This is a genomic window from Massilia sp. 2TAF26 (genome assembly GCF_052115005.1).
In the GTDB taxonomy this organism is placed as follows: Bacteria; Pseudomonadota; Gammaproteobacteria; order Burkholderiales; family Burkholderiaceae_D; genus Telluria.
Genome location: NZ_JBFRFV010000001.1, coordinates 259,708 through 280,020 on the forward strand (window position 1 = coordinate 259,708; position 20,313 = coordinate 280,020).

The following is a 20,313-nucleotide window of genomic DNA, read 5'->3' on the forward strand; positions in this document are numbered from 1 at the left end:
ATCCTCGGGGACAGTACATGGACCACGCCACGCCGGGCGCCACCCTCCAGCTCAGCAAGCACCGCATCGAAGCCCTGGTCGACGGTATCTTCGCCGTCGCCATGACCCTGCTCGTGATCGACCTGCGCCTGCCCGAGCACCTGCGGGTGACGAGCGACGCCCAGTTGCGCGAGGCCCTGGTCGAGCTGCTGCCGAACCTGTATTCCTGGCTGGTCAGCTTCATCGTGCTGGGGATCTTCTGGGTCGCCAACCACCGCGTCTACAGCCATGTGCGGCATGTCGACGGCGGCCTGGTGTGGCGCACCATCCTGATGCTGGGCGGCGCCAGCCTGCTGCCCTTCGCGTCGGCCGTCAACGGCCATTTCTTCTCGCAGCTGGCGCAGGGCGTCTACTCCGGTGTGATGATCCTGATCGCCTGCGGCTCGCTGCTGGTGGCGCGCCACATCCACCGCAATCCGCAGCTGTGCGCCCACCCGATGGATGAAGCCACCTATGTGGCCATCTGCACCCGGCTGGCCGCCCTCGGCGTGATCGCCCTGCTGGCGGTGGCGCTGGCCGGCCTGTTCCCGGGCTCGGCCAACTGCGCCTTCGTGCTGGGCTTTACGCTGCGCCCGCTGGGCAATGCGGTGGCGCGCCGGGTCGCTCCACAAGCCGAACAGGCCGCGCCGGCGGACGCGGCGTCCTGATCACCTGGCGCTGTCGATCCAGCGCTGCACCTGGGCTTCGAGGATGGGCAGCGGCAGGGTGCCGTCGCCCAGCACGACCTCGTGGAACTTCGCATAGCTGAACTTCGGCCCCAGCGCCTGCTGCGCCCGCGCGCGCAGCTCCAGGATCTTCAGCGCGCCGATCTTGTAGGCCAGGGCCTGGCCCGGCCAGACCATGTAGCGCTCGATCTGGTTGGCGGCCTGGGCCTCGTTGTAGCCGAGGTTTTCCATCGCATAGGCGATCGCCTTTTCGCGCGACCAGCCCTGGGCGTGCATGCCGGTGTCGACCACCAGGCGCACCGCGCGCAGTAGTTCGTCGTTCAGGTGGCCGTAGTAATAGGCGGGATCGTCGTAGAAGCCGAACTCGCGGCCTAAAGTCTCGCAGTACAGCGCCCAGCCCTCGGCATAGGCGGCCGCGCTCGGATGCTCGGTAAAGAACTTGCGGAAGTCCGGCAGCGGCAATTCCTTCAGCAGCGCGGCGTGGAAGTGGTGGCCAGGCACGCCTTCGTGAAGCAGCAAGGTGGCCATGCCCACCGTGTCGTAGTCCTTCGGATCGTTCACCACGGCCCAGAACACGCCCGGATGCGAGCCGTCCGCCGCCACCGGCGTGTAATGGTCGGAGGCGGTGGCGCGGGTCAGCTCGGGTTCGAGCTGGATGTCGAGCCTGGCCTTCGGCAGCAGGGTGAAGTACTGCGGCAGCCTGGCCTCGACCTGGCCGTAGATCTGGCGGTAGCGCTCCAGCACCTGCTGCTCGCTGGTAAAGGGTTTGAATTTCGCCTGCGCCGCCACCCATTGCGGGAAGTCCTTCAGCGGGCCCTGGTAGCCGAGCTTCGGCGCGACCTTCGCCATCTCGCCCTGGATGCGCGCGACTTCTTTCAGGCCCAGCTCATGGATCCGGGCCGGCGGCAGGTCGAGGTTGGTGTTGTTCCTGATGCGGGCCTGGTACCAGGCGGCGCCGTCCGGCAGCGCGCCATAGCCGGCCGTGCTGCGGCCAGCCGGCAGGTAGTCCTTCTCGAGGAAGGCGCACAGGCGCTCGAGCGCCTGGCCGATCCTGACGGCAGCCTGGCGGTAGCCGGCGCCCAGCTCGCGCTTGTCCTTGTCCGCAAAAGCGCCCGGGAAGCGCGTGGCCGGCGAGTAGAACACGCTGGTCTCCGGCGTCTTGCTGCGCAGCTGCTGGAACTGCGGCAGCATGCGGGTCGTGACGATCTTCGGCTGCACCACACCGTTACGGATGCCCTCCTTCATGTTGACGATCGCCTGGTCGATCCAGGCCGGCAGCTGCTCGAGGCGGCGCAGGTAGGCGCGGTATTGCGCCGGCGTCTCCAGAGGCTGCGAACCGGTACCGCTCGCGTAGTTGGCCAGGTTGCTGGGCAGGTTGTCGAAGTGGTTCAGCGGCAGCAGGTGTTCCGGGAAGCGTTCGAGGTCGAGCTGGGCCTGGATCTCGGCGGCCAGGATGTCGTAGTTCAGCCTGGCCTTGTCCGACAGGCGCGTGCGGTCGATGGCCTTCAACTGCGTCAGGTAGCCGTGGTTCGCGGCCTGGTAGCGCTTGATCACCTTCGGATCGATCGCCATGCCGAGCTGGTCGTCGTAGCGGCTGTCGCCGTTGGCGGTGGCATACAGCATCGGATCGAAGCGCGCGCGGGTGTCGTAGAACTTCGCGGCGATGCTGTCGACCTTGCGCGCGGCCGCCTGCTCACCCGCGGAGGCCGGCGCGGCCGCGGCATGGACGAGGGTGGCGGGAGCGCCGGCGGCGAGGATGGCGGCGGCCAGGCTGGCAGCGCGCAGGGATCGGGAGGATGGGTACATGGCTTTTGCTTGAATAAAAAATAATAATTATTTGACAAAACCGGTGATTTTGTTCAATGTATTTACATGCAAATAGAGGATTCCGGAAGCTCTTTAACCGAGAGAGAGTGAAGCATGTTCAAGCATTGGTTTCGCCGCCGCAAGTCGCCAGCGCCCGGATCCTCAGCCGCAGCTTCGCCTGAAAAAATTCCGCATGCATTTTCTGTCTATCTCGATATGGTCAGATTGATTGCGGCCGTCAACGTGGTCCTGTTCCACACCTGGCCTCGGTTTTATCCTGATAGCTCCATCAGGTTTCCTGGTCACGAAGCCGTTGTCGTCTTTTTTGTGCTCTCCGGTTACGTTATCGCCTACGCCGCTTCGCGTCCCGGCATCACGCTTTCCATCTATCTGCAACACCGTATCGCCCGTATCGTACCAGTCGCCTGGGCAGCGCTGGCGCTTGGGCTCGCGCTGTCGCTTGAAAAGGGAGAGCCTGCGTTCTGGCCCACGCTAAGGAACATGGTCTTCCTCGGGCAGTCCGGCCTGTGGTGGACGGAAGCGCCACTGAATCCTCCATTCTGGTCGCTGAATTACGAAGTCTGGTATTACGTGATTTTTGCAGCCTGGCTTTATTCTCCGAAGCGCTATCGCAACTGGCTGGTGGCTGCGGCCATGTTGATCGCGGGTCCGAAAATCCTGCTCCTGTTTCCGATATGGCTGATGGGCGTCCGGCTTTACCGCCGCATGCCGGCGCTGAGTCAGCGGCGGGCATGGACATGGTATGTCGCGAGCCTGTGCATGGCCGGACTGCTATTCTGGTTCAATATGGCCGATTTGCTTCGCGCCTGGCTTTACGCCGTTTGCCCGCCAGCGTGGCGCTTGCATTACTCCACCAAATTCGTTTATGACATCCTGCTTGGCCTGCTTGTCACCGTCCATTTTGCGGCCGCCGCCGCAATTGCCCCGGCATTCGGCTGGATGAAAAAGATGGAGAAACCGATCCGCTACCTCGCCGGATTCTCGTTCTCGATCTACGTCTTTCACGAACCACTTGGCGACCGTTTATCTCCAGGCATGCCCCCGGTACTTTTTTATGCGGAACTGGCCGCCTGCCTTTTCATACTCGGACAGTTGACCGAGCGCCGCGTCGGCTTCTTCCGCCGCCTGGGCATGCGGTTCAGCCAGCAATTTACCGGCGTCATACGCCTCAGGCCTTGAACCGGCGGAAGGCGCGCGCCACGGCGGCGTGGGCGTCCTGCTCGACGACGCTGTTGTGCGCCGTGATGACGCGGGTGAAGGGCCACTGCAGGATCACGCGGGCGCTGCCGGCGGCGAGCATGCGGTCGCGCGTGACCAGGCGCACCGTGCGCGGCACGTCGAGGTGGCCGCGGACCCCGGTCAGGCGCGCATACAGCGCCGTCCGCCAATCCAGTTCGCCGCACCAGCACTGCAGGACGTCGGTCATGATCAGCGTGGCCGAGGCCTTGTGGAACCACACCACCTCGTTCACGAAGGGCATGCCGCGGATGCAGACCTGGTCGAGATCCTGCTGCCACTCCGGCTCGACCGTGTCTTTCAGCTCGATCATGCCCGCCAGGTCGGGGCGCTTGGCGGCCAGGCCGGGCGCGCCGTACAGGGCCGCCTGCGGGAACATCCTTTGGGCGTGCCTGGCGAACAGGTGATGCGCGCGGTTCGGGGCGACGATGAAGGCGACCGTGCCGAGACTGCGCAACTGCCCGGCCACGGCCTCGTCGAAGCGGACCGGCGAATGGAGCCACAGGCGGCCGTCCCTGAAGCGGACCACCGTCATGCGGGACGAGACCGGCAGGCCGGCGGCGCTGAAGCCGCGTTCCATATGCCAGAGATCGGGGGCGATTTGTTTGAGCATGGCCCTATTGTAAAATAGTTACATGCTAAGAATCAGCCTCGACGCCCTCCTCACCGTGGACACCATCGCCCGCCGCGGCAGCTTTTCCGCCGCCGCCAAGGAATTGTTCCGCGTACCTTCGACGATCTCCTATACCGTATCCAAGCTCGAGGAAGACCTCGGCGTGCAGCTGTTCGAGCGCTTCGGCCCACGCGTGGTGCTGACGGCCGCCGGCGCGGAACTGCTGAAGGAAGGCCGCTACCTGCTGAAGGCGGCCGGCGACCTGGAGAGCCGGGTGCGCCGCGTCGCCTCCGGCTGGGAGACCGAATTCACGATCGGCATCGACTCGGCGCTGTCGCCGCTCGGCCTGAACGAGGATATCCGCGCCTTCTATGAAGTGGCGGACCAGACCCGGCTGCGCATCGTCAAGGAAGCCCTGTCCGGCACCTGGGAAAGCCTGCTCGACCGCCGCGTCGACTTCCTGGCCGGCGCCGCCGGCGAAGGGCCGTCCGGCGGCGGCTACACGGCCGAGCCGATCGGCAGGCTCTCCTTCGTGTTCGCGGTGGCGCCCTCGCATCCGCTGGCCGCCGTGCGCCACCGCCTGGGCAAGGCCGAGCTGAGCGAGCACCGCGCGGTATCGGTGGCGGACTCGGTACGCCTGCTGCAGGCACGCACCGTGGGCCTGCTGTTCGGCCAGGACACCCTGACCGTGCCGGACATGCAAACCAAATACGACTTCCAGCTGGCCGGCCTCGGCTTCGGCTTCCTGCCCGAAGCCTGGGCCAGGCCGGCGATCGAGGCCGGCCGCCTGGTCGAGAAGGAGGTCGAGGAGCCGCGGCCGGACGAGACCCTGTTCATGGCCTGGCGCACCGGCGAGGAAGGCGCGGCCCTGAAATGGTGGCGCGAGCGCCTGCGCGACGCATCGCCGGTGCAGCGCATGCTGGCCATGAACTGTCCAGTGGAACGCCCACTGCCCGGCTGATACCGCTCGGCAGGGCGCGCGCCGCGCAGGTCACGGTCCTGTCATAATCGGACTCTACACTTCGTTGCCACGAGTGAAATATTCGAGCCCAATGGACATGAAGTCAAAACCGGATGAGGCGCTGGTCGCGCCCATCGCCGACAGCCCGGCCCTGTTCCTGAACCGGGAGATATCGCTGCTGGAATTCAACCGGCGCGTGCTGGCACAGGCCGAGGATCCTTCGGTGCCCCTGCTCGAGCGCCTGCGCTTCCTGTGCATCGTCAGCAGCAACCTCGACGAATTCTTCGAAGTACGGGTCGCCAGCCTGCTGGCCCAGCACCGCCACCAGGCCGGCATCGACGACAGCGGCAGCGTCAACCTGGACGGCGTCAGCGAGGAATGCCGCAAGATCATCGCGCGCCAATACGCGCTGCTGAACGACGAGATCCTGCCGCGCCTGTCCGAGAACGGCATCCACCTGCTGCGCCGCTCCGACCGCAACGCCGCCCAGAAAGCCTGGGTCAAGCAGTACTTCGACAATGAAGTGCGTCCGCTGCTGACGCCGATCGGACTGGATCCGGCCCACCCCTTCCCGCGCGTGATCAACAAGAGCCTGAACTTCATTGTCGAACTGGCCGGCAAGGACGCCTTCGGGCGCGGCACCGGTATCGCGATCATGAAGGCGCCGCGCGTGCTGCCGCGCGTGATCCGCCTGCCGGACGAGCTGTCCGACAAGCCGGGCGCATCCTACTGCCTGCTGTCCTCGGTGATCCAGGCCCACATGGCCGACCTGTTCACCGGGCGCGAAGTGGTCTCGTATTCGCAGTTCCGCGTCACCCGCAACAGCGACCTGTGGGTCGACGAGGAAGAGGTCAAGAACCTGCGCCAGGCCCTGCAGAGCGAGCTACACAGCCGCAACTACGGCTTCGCGGTGCGCCTGGAAGTGGGCCGCGGCTGTCCGCCGCACCTGGCCGACTTCCTGCTCGACCAGTTCTCGATCGACCGTTCGCGCCTGTTCGCCGTCGACGGCCCGGTCAACATGGGCCGCCTGCTGGAGATCGTCAACACCAATGCGCGGCCCGAACTGAAATTCACGCCCTTCGTGCCGGGCTTTCCGGCCAAGCTGGTCAACCGCCAGGACATCTTCAACGTGCTGGGCCGCCAGGACGTGCTGCTGCACCACCCCTTCCAGTCCTTCGAACCGGTGATCGACTTCATCCGCTGCGCGGCCGCCGACCCCAACGTGGTGGCGATCAAGCAGACCATCTACCGCGCCGGGGAAAATTCCGAGCTGATGGACGCGCTGATCGCAGCCACGCTGCGCGGCAAGGAAGTCACCGTCATCGTCGAGCTGATGGCGCGCTTCGACGAGGAAGCCAACATCAACTGGGCCGAGCGCCTGGAAGAAGCCGGCGCCCAGGTCGTCTACGGCGTGGTCGGCCTGAAGACCCACGCCAAGCTGGCCCTGGTGCTGCGCCGCGAACCGCAGGGCCTGCGCCGCTACGCCCACCTCGGCACCGGCAACTACAACCCGACCACGGCCAAGCACTACACCGACTTCGGCCTGCTGACGTCGAGCGAGGACATCACCGCCGACGTCAACGAGGTCTTCATCCACCTCACCAGCATGACGCGCCCGACCCAGCTCTCAAGCATCTGGCTGGCGCCCTTCTCGCTGCAGAAAGAAATCGTGAAGGCGATCCGCCAGGAAGCCGCGATCGCGCGCGAAGGCAAGCCGGCGCGCATCATCGCCAAGATGAATTCCCTGACCGACGAGTCGGTGATCCGCGCCTTGTATGACGCCTCGAACGACGGCGTGCGCATCGACCTGATCGTGCGCGGCGCCTGCTCGCTGCGGCCCGGCGTGCCCGGCCTGTCGGAGAACATCCGGGTGCGTTCGATCGTCGGCCGCTTCCTCGAGCACAGCCGGATTTTCTACTTCCGCAACAAGCTGCAGCACGACGTCTACCTGAGCAGCGCCGACTGGATGAACCGCAACCTGTTCCGCCGTGTCGAAATCGCCTTCCCGGTCCGCTCGCCGGCCCTCAAGAAACGGGTGATCCGCGAAGGCCTGCAGGTCTACCTGAAGGACAACGTCAACACCTGGGAACTCGGAAGCGACGGCCACTACCGCCGCCGCAAGCCGCGCGGCAGCCAGGCGGCGTACAGCGCCCAGCAGCAGCTGATGGAGACCCTGGGCATGGGCACGGCCGACCAGCACGACAAGGAACTCAACCTGGAGATGACAGAACATGGAACTGATCCTGTGGCGGCACGCCGAGGCTGAAGCGCACAAGCCGGACGAGGCGGCCGACCAGCTGCGCGTGCTGACGCCCAAGGGCGCGCGCCACGCCTCGCGCGTCGGCGCCTGGCTCGACCGCCAGCTGCCGGCCCAGTGCCGCATCCTGTCCAGCCCCGCCACCCGCTGCGTGCAGACCGCCGAGGGACTGGGCCGCAAGTTCCAGACCGTCGACGCCCTCAACACCGACTCGACGCCGCAAACCATCCTGGAAGCGAGCGGCTGGCCGAATGCGCGCCTGCCGGTGGTCATCGTCGGCCACAGTCCGCTGCTGGGCCAGGTGGCCTCGCTGATCTTTTGCGGCGAGCCGCACGAGTGGAAGATCCGCAAGGCCAGCGTGTTCTGGATTGCGCACAAGGGCGAGGCGGATCCGGCGCCTTTCGTGCGGCTGGCAGTGGGGCCGGACCTGGTCGGGAAGCTGCGCTGAGCACCTTGCTTGCCGGCGGGGCCGTTCAGGCCCCGGCTTGCCGTGGGTCTTGATTGCACTGTCGGTTAGTTGCAGATCTTTCGCCCACCGCTCTCACTTCAGGCTTTGCAGCGCCCGCGCCAGGCCGGGATAGCGGAACACGAAACCTTCCCGCTCCAGCCGCGCCGGCACCACCCGCTGCCCCTCCAGCAGCAGGTCGGCCTGCTCGCCCAGCGCGAGCCGCATCGGCCAGCCCGGCGTCGGCATCAGCGCGGGGCGGTGCCAGATGCGCGCCGCGATGCGGCTGAACTCCGCCTGGCTCACGCACTCGGGCGCCGTGAAATTGGTGGCGCCGCGCCGCCCCTCCCCGCCGCCGGCCTTGGCGGCCTGCCGCCAGCGATGCGCGATGGCCCGCACCAGGTCGTCCACATGGATCCACGAAAGCCACTGGCGCCCGCCGCCCAGGCTGCCGCCCAGCCCCAGCCGGATCGGCAGCAGCAGCATCGGCAGCGCCCCGCCCTTGCCCAGCACCAGGCCGAAGCGCATGCACTCGACCTGCACGCCATACCGCGCGGCTTCACCCGCCGCCTCTTCCCATTCGCGGCACAGGTCCGACATGAACATCGGCTGCGGCGGCGCGCTCTCGTCGAGGGCGGTCTGGTCGCCGATCTTCTGGATGCCGTAGTAGCCGATCGCGGACGCCGACAGGAACACGAAAGGCTTGTGCTCCGCTCGCGCGATCCAGTCGACCACGCCCCGGGTGAGCCCGATGCGGCTGCGGCGCAGCGCTTCCTTGCGCTTGCCGCTCCAGCGCGGCCCGAGGATGCGGGCGCCGGCCAGGTTGACGACCACCTCGACCCTGGTCGCCGGGTCCAGCCCGTCCATCGAGGCGATGCAGCGCACCCTGCCGCCGAAGAGGCGCACGGCCTGCTCCGGCTGCCGGGTCAGGGCGATCACCTGGTGGCCGTCGCGCAGCAGCGCATCCACCAGGTGCCGGCCGACGAAGCCGGTGGCGCCGGTCACCACCACGGTGCGCTTGGTCTCGTCGAACGCGATGATCGGCGATGCCTGGATGTCGGTGGCGGCTTTCATGTGCTCTCCTTGTCGTTGGGGCCGAGGAAGCGGGCGACCTTGCCGCCCATTTTCAGCATGCGCTGCAGGGTCTGCGGCGACAGGTGCCTGTAATCGTCGAAGCCGGCGCTGAGCATCTCGAGGAAGTCGAGCGTGGTCTGCATGCGGGCCAGGGCGGCGGCGTCGAGTTCGCGGTCCTGCGTGCCTTCGATCGAGCACTCTCGCAGCACGCTCAGGGTCGGGTCGATCTCGCGGCGCTTGCGCTCCTCGACGATGATCCGAAAGATTTCCCAGACGTCCTGCAGGGCCGTGAAGTGGTCGCGGCGGTCGCCCAGCACGTGGGACACGCGCACCAGCTTCCAGCTCTGCAGCTCCTTCAGGCTGTTGCTGACGTTCGAGCGCGCCACGCCCAGGGTGTCGACGATGTCGTCGGCGGTCAGCGGCCGCCCCGCCAGGAACAGCAGCGCGTGGATCTGGGCGACGGTGCGGTTGACGCCCCAGCGGGTGCCCATCTCGCCCCAGTGGAGGATGAATTTCTGCGCGGTCGGGCTGTTCAGCATGGTTTTCTCTTGTTTCTGCTAATACAGAAATTAAAGAACACACTGAAACCGTTGTCAAACTGTTTTTGCAAATAGTGTCGGGCCGGCACGTAAATAGTGCACAATGCTTTACCTGCCAAGCGTATTTACCGATGACATCTACCCTCCCGACTTTCCAGGCGCTTGCCTGCGACGATCCCGGCGTCTATCGCACGCTCCTGGAATCGACCAAGGCCATCCCGTGGCGCATCGACTGGACCACGATGCGCTTCACCTACATAGGCCCCCAGATCGAGGAACTGCTGGGCTGGAGCCCGTCGAGCTGGCTGACCGTGAACGATTGGGCCGATCGCATCCACGAGGAGGATCGCGAAAAGACAGTCGCTTTCTGTGTGGCGCAGTCGCAGCGGGGCGTGGACCACGAGGCCGACTACCGGGCCCTGACGCGTCATGGCGACCATGTCTGGATCCGCGACGTGGTGCACGTGGTACGCCGGCCGGACGGCAGCGTCGATTCCCTGGTCGGCTTCATGTTCGACATCACCGCACGCAAGCAGGCCGAGGACAAGATCCTTCAACTACAGCGTGAGCTGGAGGTCCTGTCCTACCGCGACAGCCTGACCGGCATCGCCAACCGGCGCATGTTCGACACCGTCTATGCCGTCGAATGGGCAAAAGCCTGCGAAACCGGCGAAGCGCTGTCGCTCGTCATCATCGACATCGATTATTTCAAGCAATACAACGATCACTATGGCCACGTGCATGGCGATGAATGCCTGCGGCGCGTGGCCCAGGCAATGGAAGCCGGCGCCTCGCTTCCGGGCGAATTGTGCGCCCGCCTCGGCGGCGAAGAATTCGTGCTGCTGCTGCCGGCGACCGGCCAGCAAGCCGCCCTCGACAAGGCGGAACGCTGCCGCAAACTGCTGAAGCAGAAGGAAATTCCACATGCCCGCTCGGGTGTCGGGCGGCTGGTGACCGTCAGCATGGGCGTCGGCACCATCGTTCCCGGCCCCAAGGACGACCCGAACGTATTCCTCGACCGCATCGACCGGCGCCTCTATCAGGCGAAGTCCGCGGGGCGCGACCGGATCTGCGACGCCGAGGCCTGATCGCCGCGCGATGCGTTTCCCATAGAACCTTACAACATCGAAAAGGAATTAACCGGTGAACGTTGACGTTCGCCGTCGTGCCACCGTTGGTGCGCGGGAAGCCGAGAGGAGGTTTGACATGCGTACGACATTGGCATTGACGCTGGCGCTGCTGCTGGGTGGCTGCACAACGCAAGCGGACCGGGCCGCGCAACAGCAGCGCGAAGTGGACGAGATGATCGCGGTGTACGGTCCGGCGTGCGAAAGACTGGGAAATACGCGCGACTCCGAGCAGTGGCGCTCATGTATCCTCACGATGGACACCAAGCACGCCATCGAGCGCTACCGGACTTCGCCGACGACAACGACCTGCTTCGGCCATCGCGGCTTCTTTAACTGTTCGACCTTCTAGACCTGCGCCACCTGGAAGCCGACCCCGACCTCGCCCCAGGCCACGACTTCCTTCTCGAACCAGGCCGCCACCGTCGGATGCTGCTTCAGCCAGCCGCGCGGCGTATCGATCTCGATGCGGTTCTTCATGCGCAGCTTCAGGCCGTCGACGTCGGCGTCCACGCGCGCGTGCATGAACACGGCCGCCAGCCGGATCGCCAGCACCGCGCGCGCCAGGTCGGGTGTGCCCAGCGCCTCCCTCACCTTGCGCAGATTGCCCTTCTGGGCCAGCACGATGGTGCTCAGCAGGCGCTGCTCGCGGTTGGTGAAGCCCGGCAGGTCGGCATGCTCGACGATGTAGGCGGCGTGCTTGTGGGCGCCGGTGTGGGAGATCGCCAGCCCCACTTCGTGCAGCATGCAGCTCCACAGCAGCTGGCGGCGCGTGGCATCGTCGGCCGGACCCAGCCTGTCGTAAAGCTGGCGCGCGATCGAGGCGGTGCGCAGGGCGCGCTGCTCGTCGACGCCGAAGCGGCGCATGCAGTCCTGGATCGCGCTGTCGCGGCGGTCGCTACGGCGGGCGCGCAGGTCGAGGTCGGACAGCACGCCCAGGCGCAGGCCGGCATTGATGGCGTTCATCGCGCGCACCCCGAATTCCTCCATCGCGCCCAGCAGCACGCTGAGGCCGCCGGCCATCACGATCACGCGCTCGCGCTTGATGCCGGGCAGGTCGAAGGCGTCGGCGTGGCCGGCTTCGATCAGCCGGTCGCGCAGCACCAGCATGCTGTCGAAGGACATGCTGCCGTCGCCGAGGCGGTTGCGGGTGATGACCTCGTTGATCGCGCGGATCGTGCCGGACGAGCCGTGCACGGCTTGCCAGCCGTGGGCGCGGTACTGGGCGGCGGCGTCCTCGAAGCGCGCACGGGCACCGTTGACGGCGGCTTCGAAGGAGGCGGCGTCGATGCGCCCGCCGGGGAAATAGGTGGCGCTCTGCGGATGGGTGCCGATGCTGAAGGATTCGACCAGCTGGATCTCGTCGCCGCGGCCGGCGATCACCTCGGTCGAGCCGCCGCCGACGTCGATTACCAGGCGCTGCTCGCCCGGCCGGCCGAGCGCGCAGGACACGCCCATGTAGATCAGCCGGCCCTCCTCCTCGCCCGAGATCACTTCGATCGGATGGCCGATCGCCGCTTCCAGGCGCGGCAGCAGGGCCTCGGCATTGGTGGCCACGCGCATGGTGTTGGTGGCAACCACCCGCACCGCGTCCAGCTTGTGCTGACGCAGGATGGCGCCGAGGCCGTGCAGGCTGCGCACCGCCGTTTCCATGGCCTCGCTGCTCAGCGCCCCGTCGGGCTGCAGGCCGGCCGCCAGGCGGATCGGGTCGCGCGCGGTGCGCACGATGTGCATCTGGCCGGCGATCGGTTCGCCGATGTGAAGGCGGAAGCTGTTGGAGCCCAGGTCGACGGCTGCGTACATGAAATTGAGATAGGTCCGGGGTGGCGTTGTGTGCAGTATAGCCGCCATGGACGCCGGACCCGTTTCCATCTCACTTCAGTGCTTCGTCCAGCACCCTGCCCTCGGCGCCGGCCGGGGCACGCAGGCGCAGCAGGTGGGCCAGGGTCGGCGCGATGTCGACCACCTCGGCATACTGCGGCGCGGCGCCGCTGCGGATCCAGGGGCGGCCCATCAGCACCAGCGGCACCTGGGTGTCATAGGCGTAGGGCGTGCCATGGGTGGCGCCGCTGTCGCCGCTGCCGAACGACGAGTAGGCGGTCGGCACCAGCACCAGGTCGCCGGACAGCTCGCGGTTCCAGGCCCGCTGCATCAGAAGCGCCAGCCGCGACTTGCCTGCCACGCCCTGCTCCAGCTGGCTGCGGGTGAAGACTTCGGCGATGCCGGGCTGGCCCAGCAGCCAGCGGGCGGCGGCGTCCTCGACCTCCCGGCGCGGCAGCTTGTGGCGCTCGATCGCGTCATAGTCGAGGTAGACCTCGGGCGCGTAGGCATGCTTCACCAGGCCGGCGATGCCGAAGCGCTTGCCCAGCTCGGCCTCGAGACCGGCGACGAGCGGCTTCTGGTCGATGCGGCGGGCGTCGATGTGGCGGCTCCTGGAGAACTCGGCGGTATTCGCGAAACCGTGGTCGGCGGTCAGCACCACCAGCACCTGGTCCTTGCCGACGCGCTGGTCGAGGTAGCGGAAGAACTTGCCGAGCATGCGGTCGAGCTGCTGCAGGTGGTCGTGCGACATCCGGCTTTCCGGGCCATAGGCGTGGTTCACGTAGTCGTGGCCGGACAGGCTGACGCCCAGCAGGTCGGTGGCGCCGCTGGCATTGCCGCCGAGCTGCTCGCCCTCGATCGCGGCCTGGGCGAATTCCAGGGTCAGCTCGTCGATGGCCGGGCTGGCCTTCAGGCGCGTGTAGTAATCGGCGCCCGGTTCGCCGCTCTCGCTGTAGAAGGTGAAGGGAAAGCGGTTCGGGCTCTTCAGGCTCGGCTCGGGGTCCGGCGCATCGTCGACGTAGGCGCCGGCGGGAAGCAGCGGCTTCCAGGACTTCGCGTAATAGCGGTCCTGGGGCTTGGCCTGGTTGAAGCGTTCGGCCCAGGCCGGGTGCTGCTGCATGTAATAGGTGCTGGACGCGAAGTCGCCGGTCTTGTCCATGAACATATAGGCGGTGCCGGTCTTGCCGGCCAGGAGGATGGCGCCGCGGTCCTTGCCGGACACCGCCACCACCTTGCTGCGATTGCCCGAGGCGTAGCGCAGCTGGTCGCCGAGGGTGTCCACGCGCAGCCTGGCCGGCGAGGTGCCGTCATGCTCGCCGGTCTCTTCGCCGATGTATTTGTAATTCGCATCCTCGGTGCAGTAGACCAGGCGGCCGCTGGCGTCGATCCAGCTGTTGCCGATGATGCCGTGGTGGTAGGGATAGGCGCCGCTCAATACCGCCGAGTGGCCGACCGCCGTCACCGTCACGCCGTGGGCCTGGTGGGCGTTGGTGAATTGGGTGCCCTGCTCCAGCAGGCGGCGCAGGCCGCCGTCCGGCGCGAACTGGGCGCGGTAGCGCTGCAGCTGCTCGGCAGGCAGGCCGTCGATCACCATTACCAGCACCAGTTTGGGCGGCGGGGTGTCGCGGACCGGGGCGGCGGCGGCATCGAAGGAAGCGCCAGCCAGTGCGGCGGCGCAGGAAACGAGTAGGGAGAAGCGCTTGATGGATGGCATGCGCGCATTGTAGGAAGCCAATGTGTCAATTTGATGACATTCCCATCACACCAGCGGCGACACGGCGCTGCCGCCGAGTTGCTTGTTCGCCGCATACCGGGGTGATGCTCAGCTCCAGCGCCCAGGCCAGCGGCAGCGTCACCGACATCGACCTGCACGAGTACGCGCGCCCGGAGCGAGATGAAGGTCAAGCTGGCGTTCGCGGACGGCAGGGTGAGCTACTGGTCGAACGGTCTGACTTCGGAGGCGTCCACCAGCGACCCAAGTCAGCCGCTTCGCTTCGACGGCCAGCAAAACTTCGACATCAGCTTCCGCAACGACAGCGACGCCACCGCCTCCGGCTATCTGGTTGCCGATGCCTTCGTCTGGACCTCGACGCCCGCCCTGCCCGTGCCCGAACCGTCGATGGCCTGGATGCTGGGGCCTGGCCTGCTGGTGCCGGGCTGGCGTGGACGCGGTAAAGGTCCGGGGCCGGTCCCGGCGCTGTGACAGTCCGCGCATTTTGCGCGGTCCCATGCCGCTAGAATGGCCGGATGAGCATTCCACTTCCACGACGGACGGCCTACGGCCTGGGCCTCAGCCTGCTGGCGCATGCCGCGGTGCTGGCCTGGCTCGTGCAGATGGCGCCGCGGGTGCCGCCCGACGATGCGCCGGTGGCGAGCATGCAGCTCACCCTGCTGCGCTTGGCGCCGCCGCGCACCGAGGCCTTGCCGCCGCCGGTCCAGCCGGCGCAGCCGCCGCAGCCGCCGCAATCGTCCCGCGCGAGGACCGCGAGTCCTGCCGCCGCCCAGGCAAAACGCGCGGCGCCGGCGTCTGAAGCAGCCAAGGCCGCCGAGCCGCCGCCCGTCATCATGCTGGCGCCGCAGGATGAAGCCGTGGCCGCGGAGAGCGCCCCGGCGCAAAGCGCCGCCGCCGTCAGCTTCGACCTGCAGGCCGCACGCGGCGCCGCCCGCGCCTATGTGAAGGGCGAAGGCGCCGGCAGCGGCGGCGCCGACGGCCGCGGACGTCCGATGCGCGCCACCCGCGACGAAAAGCTGGGCGAGGCGATCGAGCGCGCCAAGCCGGCCGACTGCCGCAACGCCTACGCCGGCCTGGGCGTGCTGGCCGTGATCCCGCTGGCCGCCAGCGCCGTCACCGGCAAGGGCTGCAAGTGGTGAGCGCGTAGCGATCGCCTAACCGCGGTGCACGTCGCGCCAGGCCAGCATCTCCGGCAGGCGCTCCTCTTTCTCGGGGTCGAAGCCGCAACGGTCCTCGAAGCGGGCAGGGTTCTCGTAGGTCCCGAACGGGCCAGGCGGGCCCCGCAGGGGGGCAGGTCGTTGGCGGCGAAGATGCTGGAGGAAGGCCTATGTGAGCCATTTCGAATTCGTGATGGTCGCCACGATTCCGTCTTTCCTGGCCTGCTGGCTCGCACCCGTCCACCACGACGACGGCAGCGGCTCCGCGGAGGGATTCAGATCGGATCCGTCGCCAGCTTCGAGCGCCGCACCGGCGCCCTGATGCCGTAAAACCGCGCCGACTGGCGCATCAGCTGTTCGAACCAGGGCGGTGCGTCGGGCGCCATCACGATGCTGCGCAGCAGCCTGGACGGGTCGATAGGTACTACGATTCCGGAGTTAAATGACTCCGGAATCGGATCGCGCCCCGTACGATCGATAATGACCCGCACTTCCTTTTCGTACTCGTAAGCCTTGGTCTTGTAGGCGAAGATGCGCGCATAGGCGGGCGAGACATCCAGCTTGGGATCGCGCCAGTGCTTGACGTACTCGACCCGCTCGATCGCGATATCGTGTTCGTTGTCCACGCCGCGCAGGGTGTCCGCCAGCTGGCCGACCGTGCTGGTCAGCGCCACCGCGCATCCCGACTTGCCGTACAGCGCCCACATGGCGGCGCTGTCGTCCTGGTTGCGGTGCCAGCAATTGATGAAAACGGACTCGCGCATGCGCCGCTTGAACAGGGTCGCATTCTCGAAAAAATCGAAGAGTTTGGCGGCGTCCAGATAGCGGGCAATGGCAAGGACAGGGGCAAGGACCAGGCGCCGGATGAAGGTAGGCATGCAGGCCATATGGGGCCGGGCGGCCGGATTCCCAGCGGTGCGGGCGCCGCCTGCCGGATGCCTGTGCAAGAATGAAAGGCCCAACATCGATACATACGGTGATGACTCAGACCGTTTCCACCATCGGCCACTCGAACCGCTCGATCGAGGAATTCGTCGAGCTGCTGAAGCGCAACCATATCGCCTGCGTGCTCGATATCCGCACGGTGCCGAAGTCGCGCCATAACCCGCAGTTCGGCCAGGACCAGTTGCCCGGATCGCTGGCCGCGGCCGGCATCGAATACCGCTACCTGGCCGGGCTGGGCGGGCTGAGGCGGCCGCGTCCTGATTCGCCGAATGCCGGCTGGCGCAACACCTCCTTTCGCGGCTACGCCGACTACATGCAGACCGAGGAGTTCGCGCGCAACCTCGATAGCGTCATCGAACTGGCACAAGACCGGCGTTGCGCCCTGATGTGCGCCGAAGCCGTGCCGTGGCGCTGCCACCGCTCGCTGGTGGCCGACGCGCTGTTGGTGCGCGGCATTCCGGTCGAGGAAATCATCGGTCCGCAAACGCCGCGCCCGCACAAGCTCACGCCCTTCGCCCACGTGGATGGCCTGCACATCACCTACCCGTCCGACACCCAGCGCCAGGAGGAGCCGCAGGGCGATCTTTTCTAAAAGGGTGTAGACAACATTTCCCGTCCAGGTCGGCGGCGATGGCAGAGCGGCTGCGATTCGGCGCGGCATCCCGGCCGAGCTCGACTAATTGAACTTTTGAACACGCCTTACGTTCTAAGCACGGAAACGCTCAGTTCAACGAACGGCAGGAGGAATGCAAATGGCAAACACCATCAAGCTGAACGTCAATGACAGCGCTCAGGTTCAGTTGCCCCAAAAGGTCTCGGTCCTGACCGCCGAGCCCAATGTCTGGTTGCTCATCTATTCCGGCATCGCTGTGCAAAGGCAACGCGCCGAGGGAAGCTCCGGTTTCCTGGGCATAGGCGCACACACGTCGGAGACCGACGCTGTCGTTGAGGTGACGATCGATCGGATCTCTGGCGTTCTGCTACAGGCAGCGACGAGCGCAAGCATGGCCAACATCCTCGAGGAGGAGACCTGGGGACAGTGGATCATCTCGTCGACCGGCCTTTCCATTCGCGACAACGGTGATCTCGTCCTCACGGTGAACACCTCGGTGACAGGCGAAGGCGATGCCGAGTTCTGGTCCTTCTACTACAACGTGAGCGCCAAGCTTGTCCTGGATGAAGCTAGCATCAGCGGGAACATCCGGTGGTCCAAGAACCTGGCCACGCCACACGCCTCGACGCACTTTTCAATCAGCGCCGATACCAAGGTGACGGTCGCGATCCCCGGGCAGTTCCCGTTCGACAAAGTCACCGTAGAGGCCGTCGGCCTCGAAGGAAGCGTCAACGCAGCCGACCCCAACTTCTATATTGTCCCGTATACGATTAAAGGCGCGCTGCTCGGCAAGAGCTTGACCGTTGCCGTGTCGCCGATACCTGCTGCCTTCACCCCGGGCCCGGCGTTTGGGTTCGGCGAGCTCGTGGTGACCCAGACAGGTGGCGCCAGCCCGATCCAACTCACCCCAGCGAATCGCCACATAAGCGGCGTAGACTTCGAGATGCAATTCCTGCCCGCGCCGAAATAGCAAGGAGAAAGAATGGGAGGTTCAGGCGGGCATTGCTTTCATTTACACCCTCTAATGCTCAGTCCGGCATCGCCCGCAGGTTGGCGCGCACCCGCGCCAGCAGGTCCCGCAGCGCGTCCTGCTCCCCTGCCGTGAAGCCCTGCAAGGCCTGCTCCTTCAGCCGGCCGTCATTGCTGTGCAGGGCGGCGTGCACGGCGCGGCCTTCAGCGGACAGGCTCAAACGCGAACTGCGGCGGTCCGCCTCGTCGGCCTGGACTTCCAGCAGGCCGCGCTCGCGCAGCGCGCGGATCTGACGCGCCACCTGGGCCTTGTCGCGGCCGGAATGCGCCACCAGTTCGCTCTGGGTGGCGCCGGGATGGCGGGCGAAGAAGCCGAGCGCCTTCACCTCCATGTGGGCGAGGTCGTTGGGCCCATCGCGCAGGCTGCGCTGCTGGGCCGAGCGGTAGAGATGCATGATCGCATGCATGGTCTCGAGCACGTCGTCGACCGGACGCCCTGCATGTTGGTTGACTTGATCAACTTGTTTCGGCATAATGGATGACATTATCAACTAATTTTCGGAGTGAGGATGACTGACGTTCACACCCAGGATCCGGCGCCGCTGATTCAGCGCGTACGCCACGAACTCAAGCTGCGCAAACTGGAAGTCAGCAACATCGACACCCTGTCCCCCGGCTTCCTCGGCATCACCTTCACGGGCGAGGCGCTGGCCGACTTCAGCTCGCTCTCCTTCGACGATCACGTCAAGCTCATGTTCGGTGAGGACGATGAACAGGTTCGGCGCGACTATACCCCACGCCGCTTCAGCCGGGAAGCGCGGGAACTGGTGATCGAATTCGCCGTCCACGGCCACGGCAAGGCTTCCGACTGGGCGCGCAATGCAAGCATCGGCGACCGCCTGCTGGTCGGCGGACCGCGCGGCTCGATGATCGTCCCGCTGGAGCTGGACTGGCATCTGCTGGTGGGCGACGATACCGCCCTGCCGGCGATCTCGCGCCGCCTGGAAGAATTGCCGGAAGGCAGCCGCGCCTTCGTGTTCGTGCTGGCCGGCGAGGCCGACCGCCGCAAATTCGCCGGCCAGGCCAAGCTCGAGCTGCACTGGGCTGCCACGAACGAGGAATTACTGGCGGCGCTGGAGCAACTGAGTTTGCCGGCCGCGCAGACCGGCTTCGCCTGGGGCGGCGGCGAAGCCTCCCTGATGGCGCGGGTGCGCCAGGTGCTCGTCGACAAGGGTGTGCCGAAACAGCATATGCGGGTGTCTAGCTACTGGAAACGTGGCGTGGCCGACCATCATCACGAGGAACTGAGCTAAGCCGCCCATCCCGCTCCAGCACAAAGCGGTCGAAATCGCTGGCCAGGAAGAGCCGGCCCTCATACACCTCCCGCGCTTCCCGCTCCAGGTCGGCCATCGTCAGCCCGCCTCGCGTTGACTCCTCCTTGCTTTGCTGGTAGCGCGGGCTGAAATGGGTCAGCACCAGGTTCGGCACCCCGGCCCGGCTTGCTGCCAGCGCCGTCATGCGCGCGGAACTGTGCTGGGGCCCCGGCCCGACCTTCCGCAAGACCTCTTCCGTATAGGTCGCCTCGTGGATCAGCACCTCGGCGTCAACCGCCTCATCGACCAGCAGGTCCGGACTGTCGTTGTCGCCGCCGACGATCAGCTTCCTCGGCTTGCGGCCCGGCAGCAGCCAGTCGCGCGGATCGAGGACGCGGCCGTCGTCCAGCACCACCTGGCGGCCGTGCTGCAGCTCGCCCCAGGCGGCGCCGCGCGCCACCCCGCCCGCCTCCAGCTTGGCCGTGTCCAGCTTGCGCTCGACCTCCCGCTCCGTGAAGCTGTAGGCCCATGAAGGCATGCGGTGCGACAGCGGCGTCGCCACCACCCGCAGGTCGGGCAGCACGTCGATCTCGTCGCCCCGGGTGACGTCGACGTAATCGACCGCGAACGGCAGGCCCAGCTCGGTGGTCGCCATCACGCCCTCCAGGAAAGGCCGCAACTGCGGCGGCCCGACCAGGGCCAGCGGCGCGGTCCGGTTCAGCATGCCGGCGCTGGCCAGCAGTCCGGGCAGGCCGTAGCAGTGGTCGCCGTGCATGTGGGTGATGAAGATGGCGCGCAGCTCGTGCAGCGACCAGCTGGTGCGCAGGATGCGGTGCTGGGTGCCTTCGCCGCAATCGACCAGCGACCAGTGGCGCGCCGCGCGCGCGCCGCCCAGCGAGCGCAGCGCCAGCGCCGTCACGTTGCGGGTCCTGCTCGGGGTGCCGGATGAGGTGCCGAGGAACTGGAATTCCATGCCTTGC

21 protein-coding genes are annotated in these 20,313 nt (G+C 66.6%); 12 read left to right on the forward strand and 9 right to left on the reverse strand.

Annotation, left to right across the window (positions count from 1 at the left end):
* The first annotated feature begins 17 nt into the window (after positions 1 to 17).
* Complete coding sequence (locus tag AB4Z32_RS01215; RefSeq protein ID WP_441933571.1) at positions 18 to 686, forward strand: TMEM175 family protein; 669 nt, start codon at positions 18 to 20, stop codon at positions 684 to 686.
* Here AB4Z32_RS01215 and AB4Z32_RS01220 read toward each other — a convergent pair whose 3' ends face one another.
* Positions 687 to 2,510, reverse strand: a complete 1,824-nt coding sequence (locus AB4Z32_RS01220) for a DUF885 domain-containing protein (RefSeq protein WP_441933573.1) — start codon at positions 2,508 to 2,510, stop codon at positions 687 to 689.
* Between the two features lie 114 nt (positions 2,511 to 2,624).
* Here AB4Z32_RS01220 and AB4Z32_RS01225 point away from each other — a divergent pair, with 114 nt between their 5' ends.
* Positions 2,625 to 3,710, forward strand: coding sequence for an acyltransferase family protein (locus tag AB4Z32_RS01225; RefSeq protein ID WP_441933575.1), 1,086 nt, complete (start codon positions 2,625 to 2,627; stop codon positions 3,708 to 3,710).
* On the opposite strand, the gene AB4Z32_RS01230 is transcribed toward AB4Z32_RS01225, so the two are convergent.
* Positions 3,700 to 4,380, reverse strand: a complete 681-nt coding sequence (locus AB4Z32_RS01230; RefSeq protein ID WP_441933577.1) for a DUF4336 domain-containing protein — start codon at positions 4,378 to 4,380, stop codon at positions 3,700 to 3,702. The genes AB4Z32_RS01225 and AB4Z32_RS01230 overlap by 11 nt on opposite strands.
* 22 nt (positions 4,381 to 4,402) lie before the next feature.
* Between AB4Z32_RS01230 and AB4Z32_RS01235 the strand changes: the two genes are divergently transcribed.
* The 3 genes from AB4Z32_RS01235 to AB4Z32_RS01245 all read left to right on the forward strand — a co-directional run bounded on the left by AB4Z32_RS01235 (position 4,403) and on the right by AB4Z32_RS01245 (position 8,046).
* Complete coding sequence (locus tag AB4Z32_RS01235; protein ID WP_441933578.1) at positions 4,403 to 5,341, forward strand: LysR substrate-binding domain-containing protein; 939 nt, start codon at positions 4,403 to 4,405, stop codon at positions 5,339 to 5,341.
* Positions 5,342 to 5,432: 91 nt separating this feature from the next.
* Positions 5,433 to 7,607 (forward strand): polyphosphate kinase 1, encoded by a 2,175-nt coding sequence (ppk1, locus tag AB4Z32_RS01240; RefSeq protein ID WP_441933580.1) that lies wholly within the window; start codon positions 5,433 to 5,435, stop codon positions 7,605 to 7,607.
* Positions 7,573 to 8,046 carry a SixA phosphatase family protein gene (locus AB4Z32_RS01245; protein ID WP_441933581.1) on the forward strand — a complete coding sequence of 158 codons (474 nt, stop codon included), beginning with the start codon at positions 7,573 to 7,575 and terminating at the stop codon, positions 8,044 to 8,046. Before ppk1 ends, AB4Z32_RS01245 begins: the two co-directional genes overlap by 35 nt.
* Positions 8,047 to 8,139: 93 nt before the next feature.
* Here the strand turns inward: AB4Z32_RS01245 and AB4Z32_RS01250 are convergent, their stop codons facing one another.
* Both AB4Z32_RS01250 and AB4Z32_RS01255 read right to left on the reverse strand, forming a co-directional pair.
* Positions 8,140 to 9,117, reverse strand: a complete 978-nt coding sequence (locus tag AB4Z32_RS01250) for a TIGR01777 family oxidoreductase (protein WP_441933583.1) — start codon at positions 9,115 to 9,117, stop codon at positions 8,140 to 8,142.
* A complete protein-coding gene (locus tag AB4Z32_RS01255) occupies positions 9,114 to 9,656 on the reverse strand; it encodes a GbsR/MarR family transcriptional regulator (protein ID WP_441933585.1) in 543 nt (180 codons plus the stop codon). The genes AB4Z32_RS01250 and AB4Z32_RS01255 overlap by 4 nt, the downstream gene beginning before the upstream one ends.
* Before the next feature lie 131 nt (positions 9,657 to 9,787).
* Here AB4Z32_RS01255 and AB4Z32_RS01260 point away from each other — a divergent pair, with 131 nt between their 5' ends.
* Positions 9,788 to 10,744, forward strand: a complete 957-nt coding sequence (locus AB4Z32_RS01260) for a diguanylate cyclase domain-containing protein (RefSeq protein WP_441933587.1) — start codon at positions 9,788 to 9,790, stop codon at positions 10,742 to 10,744.
* Positions 10,745 to 10,862: 118 nt separating this feature from the next.
* Complete coding sequence (locus AB4Z32_RS01265; RefSeq protein WP_441933589.1) at positions 10,863 to 11,135, forward strand: hypothetical protein; 273 nt, start codon at positions 10,863 to 10,865, stop codon at positions 11,133 to 11,135.
* On the opposite strand, the gene AB4Z32_RS01270 is transcribed toward AB4Z32_RS01265, so the two are convergent.
* Together AB4Z32_RS01270 and AB4Z32_RS01275 are read right to left on the reverse strand one after the other, a co-directional pair.
* Positions 11,132 to 12,586: a Ppx/GppA phosphatase family protein gene (locus AB4Z32_RS01270; protein WP_441933591.1), complete on the reverse strand. Its 1,455-nt coding sequence runs from the start codon at positions 12,584 to 12,586 to the stop codon at positions 11,132 to 11,134. The genes AB4Z32_RS01265 and AB4Z32_RS01270 overlap by 4 nt on opposite strands.
* Positions 12,587 to 12,656: 70 nt before the next feature.
* Positions 12,657 to 14,318: an alkaline phosphatase family protein gene (locus AB4Z32_RS01275; protein ID WP_441933593.1), complete on the reverse strand. Its 1,662-nt coding sequence runs from the start codon at positions 14,316 to 14,318 to the stop codon at positions 12,657 to 12,659.
* Between the two features lie 180 nt (positions 14,319 to 14,498).
* Between AB4Z32_RS01275 and AB4Z32_RS01280 the strand changes: the two genes are divergently transcribed.
* Positions 14,499 to 14,807, forward strand: a complete 309-nt coding sequence (locus tag AB4Z32_RS01280) for a hypothetical protein (RefSeq protein ID WP_441933595.1) — start codon at positions 14,499 to 14,501, stop codon at positions 14,805 to 14,807.
* A 44-nt stretch (positions 14,808 to 14,851) separates the two neighbouring features.
* Positions 14,852 to 15,475 (forward strand): hypothetical protein, encoded by a 624-nt coding sequence (locus AB4Z32_RS01285; RefSeq protein WP_441933597.1) that lies wholly within the window; start codon positions 14,852 to 14,854, stop codon positions 15,473 to 15,475.
* Between the two features lie 293 nt (positions 15,476 to 15,768).
* Here the strand turns inward: AB4Z32_RS01285 and AB4Z32_RS01290 are convergent, their stop codons facing one another.
* Positions 15,769 to 16,371, reverse strand: coding sequence for a hypothetical protein (locus tag AB4Z32_RS01290; protein WP_441933599.1), 603 nt, complete (start codon positions 16,369 to 16,371; stop codon positions 15,769 to 15,771).
* Positions 16,372 to 16,472: 101 nt separating this feature from the next.
* Between AB4Z32_RS01290 and AB4Z32_RS01295 the strand changes: the two genes are divergently transcribed.
* Positions 16,473 to 17,030, forward strand: coding sequence for a DUF488 domain-containing protein (locus tag AB4Z32_RS01295; RefSeq protein ID WP_441933601.1), 558 nt, complete (start codon positions 16,473 to 16,475; stop codon positions 17,028 to 17,030).
* A 160-nt stretch (positions 17,031 to 17,190) separates the two neighbouring features.
* Complete coding sequence (locus AB4Z32_RS01300; protein WP_441933603.1) at positions 17,191 to 18,021, forward strand: hypothetical protein; 831 nt, start codon at positions 17,191 to 17,193, stop codon at positions 18,019 to 18,021.
* 58 nt (positions 18,022 to 18,079) lie between these two features.
* Here the strand turns inward: AB4Z32_RS01300 and AB4Z32_RS01305 are convergent, their stop codons facing one another.
* Positions 18,080 to 18,553, reverse strand: coding sequence for a MarR family winged helix-turn-helix transcriptional regulator (locus AB4Z32_RS01305; protein WP_441933605.1), 474 nt, complete (start codon positions 18,551 to 18,553; stop codon positions 18,080 to 18,082).
* Positions 18,554 to 18,589: 36 nt separating this feature from the next.
* Here AB4Z32_RS01305 and AB4Z32_RS01310 point away from each other — a divergent pair, with 36 nt between their 5' ends.
* Positions 18,590 to 19,333, forward strand: a complete 744-nt coding sequence (locus AB4Z32_RS01310; RefSeq protein ID WP_441933606.1) for a siderophore-interacting protein — start codon at positions 18,590 to 18,592, stop codon at positions 19,331 to 19,333.
* Here the strand turns inward: AB4Z32_RS01310 and AB4Z32_RS01315 are convergent.
* The gene (locus tag AB4Z32_RS01315) at positions 19,281 to 20,306 is read right to left on the reverse strand and encodes a ribonuclease Z (protein ID WP_441933608.1); all 1,026 of its coding nucleotides are present in this window, start codon (positions 20,304 to 20,306) and stop codon (positions 19,281 to 19,283) included. The genes AB4Z32_RS01310 and AB4Z32_RS01315 overlap by 53 nt on opposite strands.
* Positions 20,307 to 20,313 lie beyond the last annotated feature (7 nt).

Bases quoted from the DNA above. Each gene is read 5' to 3' on its own strand.
- AB4Z32_RS01215 (WP_441933571.1), top strand. From the start codon at position 18: ATGGACCACGCCACGCCGGGCGCCACCCTCCAGCTCAGCAAGCACCGC.
- AB4Z32_RS01220 (WP_441933573.1), bottom strand. From the start codon at position 2,510: ATGTACCCATCCTCCCGATCCCTGCGCGCTGCCAGCCTGGCCGCCGCC.
- AB4Z32_RS01225 (WP_441933575.1), top strand. From the start codon at position 2,625: ATGTTCAAGCATTGGTTTCGCCGCCGCAAGTCGCCAGCGCCCGGATCC.
- AB4Z32_RS01230 (WP_441933577.1), bottom strand. From the start codon at position 4,380: ATGCTCAAACAAATCGCCCCCGATCTCTGGCATATGGAACGCGGCTTC.
- AB4Z32_RS01235 (WP_441933578.1), top strand. From the start codon at position 4,403: ATGCTAAGAATCAGCCTCGACGCCCTCCTCACCGTGGACACCATCGCC.
- ppk1 (WP_441933580.1), top strand. From the start codon at position 5,433: ATGGACATGAAGTCAAAACCGGATGAGGCGCTGGTCGCGCCCATCGCC.
- AB4Z32_RS01245 (WP_441933581.1), top strand. From the start codon at position 7,573: ATGGAACTGATCCTGTGGCGGCACGCCGAGGCTGAAGCGCACAAGCCG.
- AB4Z32_RS01250 (WP_441933583.1), bottom strand. From the start codon at position 9,117: ATGAAAGCCGCCACCGACATCCAGGCATCGCCGATCATCGCGTTCGAC.
- AB4Z32_RS01255 (WP_441933585.1), bottom strand. From the start codon at position 9,656: ATGCTGAACAGCCCGACCGCGCAGAAATTCATCCTCCACTGGGGCGAG.
- AB4Z32_RS01260 (WP_441933587.1), top strand. From the start codon at position 9,788: ATGACATCTACCCTCCCGACTTTCCAGGCGCTTGCCTGCGACGATCCC.
- AB4Z32_RS01265 (WP_441933589.1), top strand. From the start codon at position 10,863: ATGCGTACGACATTGGCATTGACGCTGGCGCTGCTGCTGGGTGGCTGC.
- AB4Z32_RS01270 (WP_441933591.1), bottom strand. From the start codon at position 12,586: ATGTACGCAGCCGTCGACCTGGGCTCCAACAGCTTCCGCCTTCACATC.
- AB4Z32_RS01275 (WP_441933593.1), bottom strand. From the start codon at position 14,318: ATGCCATCCATCAAGCGCTTCTCCCTACTCGTTTCCTGCGCCGCCGCA.
- AB4Z32_RS01280 (WP_441933595.1), top strand. From the start codon at position 14,499: ATGAAGGTCAAGCTGGCGTTCGCGGACGGCAGGGTGAGCTACTGGTCG.
- AB4Z32_RS01285 (WP_441933597.1), top strand. From the start codon at position 14,852: ATGAGCATTCCACTTCCACGACGGACGGCCTACGGCCTGGGCCTCAGC.
- AB4Z32_RS01290 (WP_441933599.1), bottom strand. From the start codon at position 16,371: ATGCCTACCTTCATCCGGCGCCTGGTCCTTGCCCCTGTCCTTGCCATT.
- AB4Z32_RS01295 (WP_441933601.1), top strand. From the start codon at position 16,473: ATGACTCAGACCGTTTCCACCATCGGCCACTCGAACCGCTCGATCGAG.
- AB4Z32_RS01300 (WP_441933603.1), top strand. From the start codon at position 17,191: ATGGCAAACACCATCAAGCTGAACGTCAATGACAGCGCTCAGGTTCAG.
- AB4Z32_RS01305 (WP_441933605.1), bottom strand. From the start codon at position 18,553: ATGCCGAAACAAGTTGATCAAGTCAACCAACATGCAGGGCGTCCGGTC.
- AB4Z32_RS01310 (WP_441933606.1), top strand. From the start codon at position 18,590: ATGACTGACGTTCACACCCAGGATCCGGCGCCGCTGATTCAGCGCGTA.
- AB4Z32_RS01315 (WP_441933608.1), bottom strand. From the start codon at position 20,306: ATGGAATTCCAGTTCCTCGGCACCTCATCCGGCACCCCGAGCAGGACC.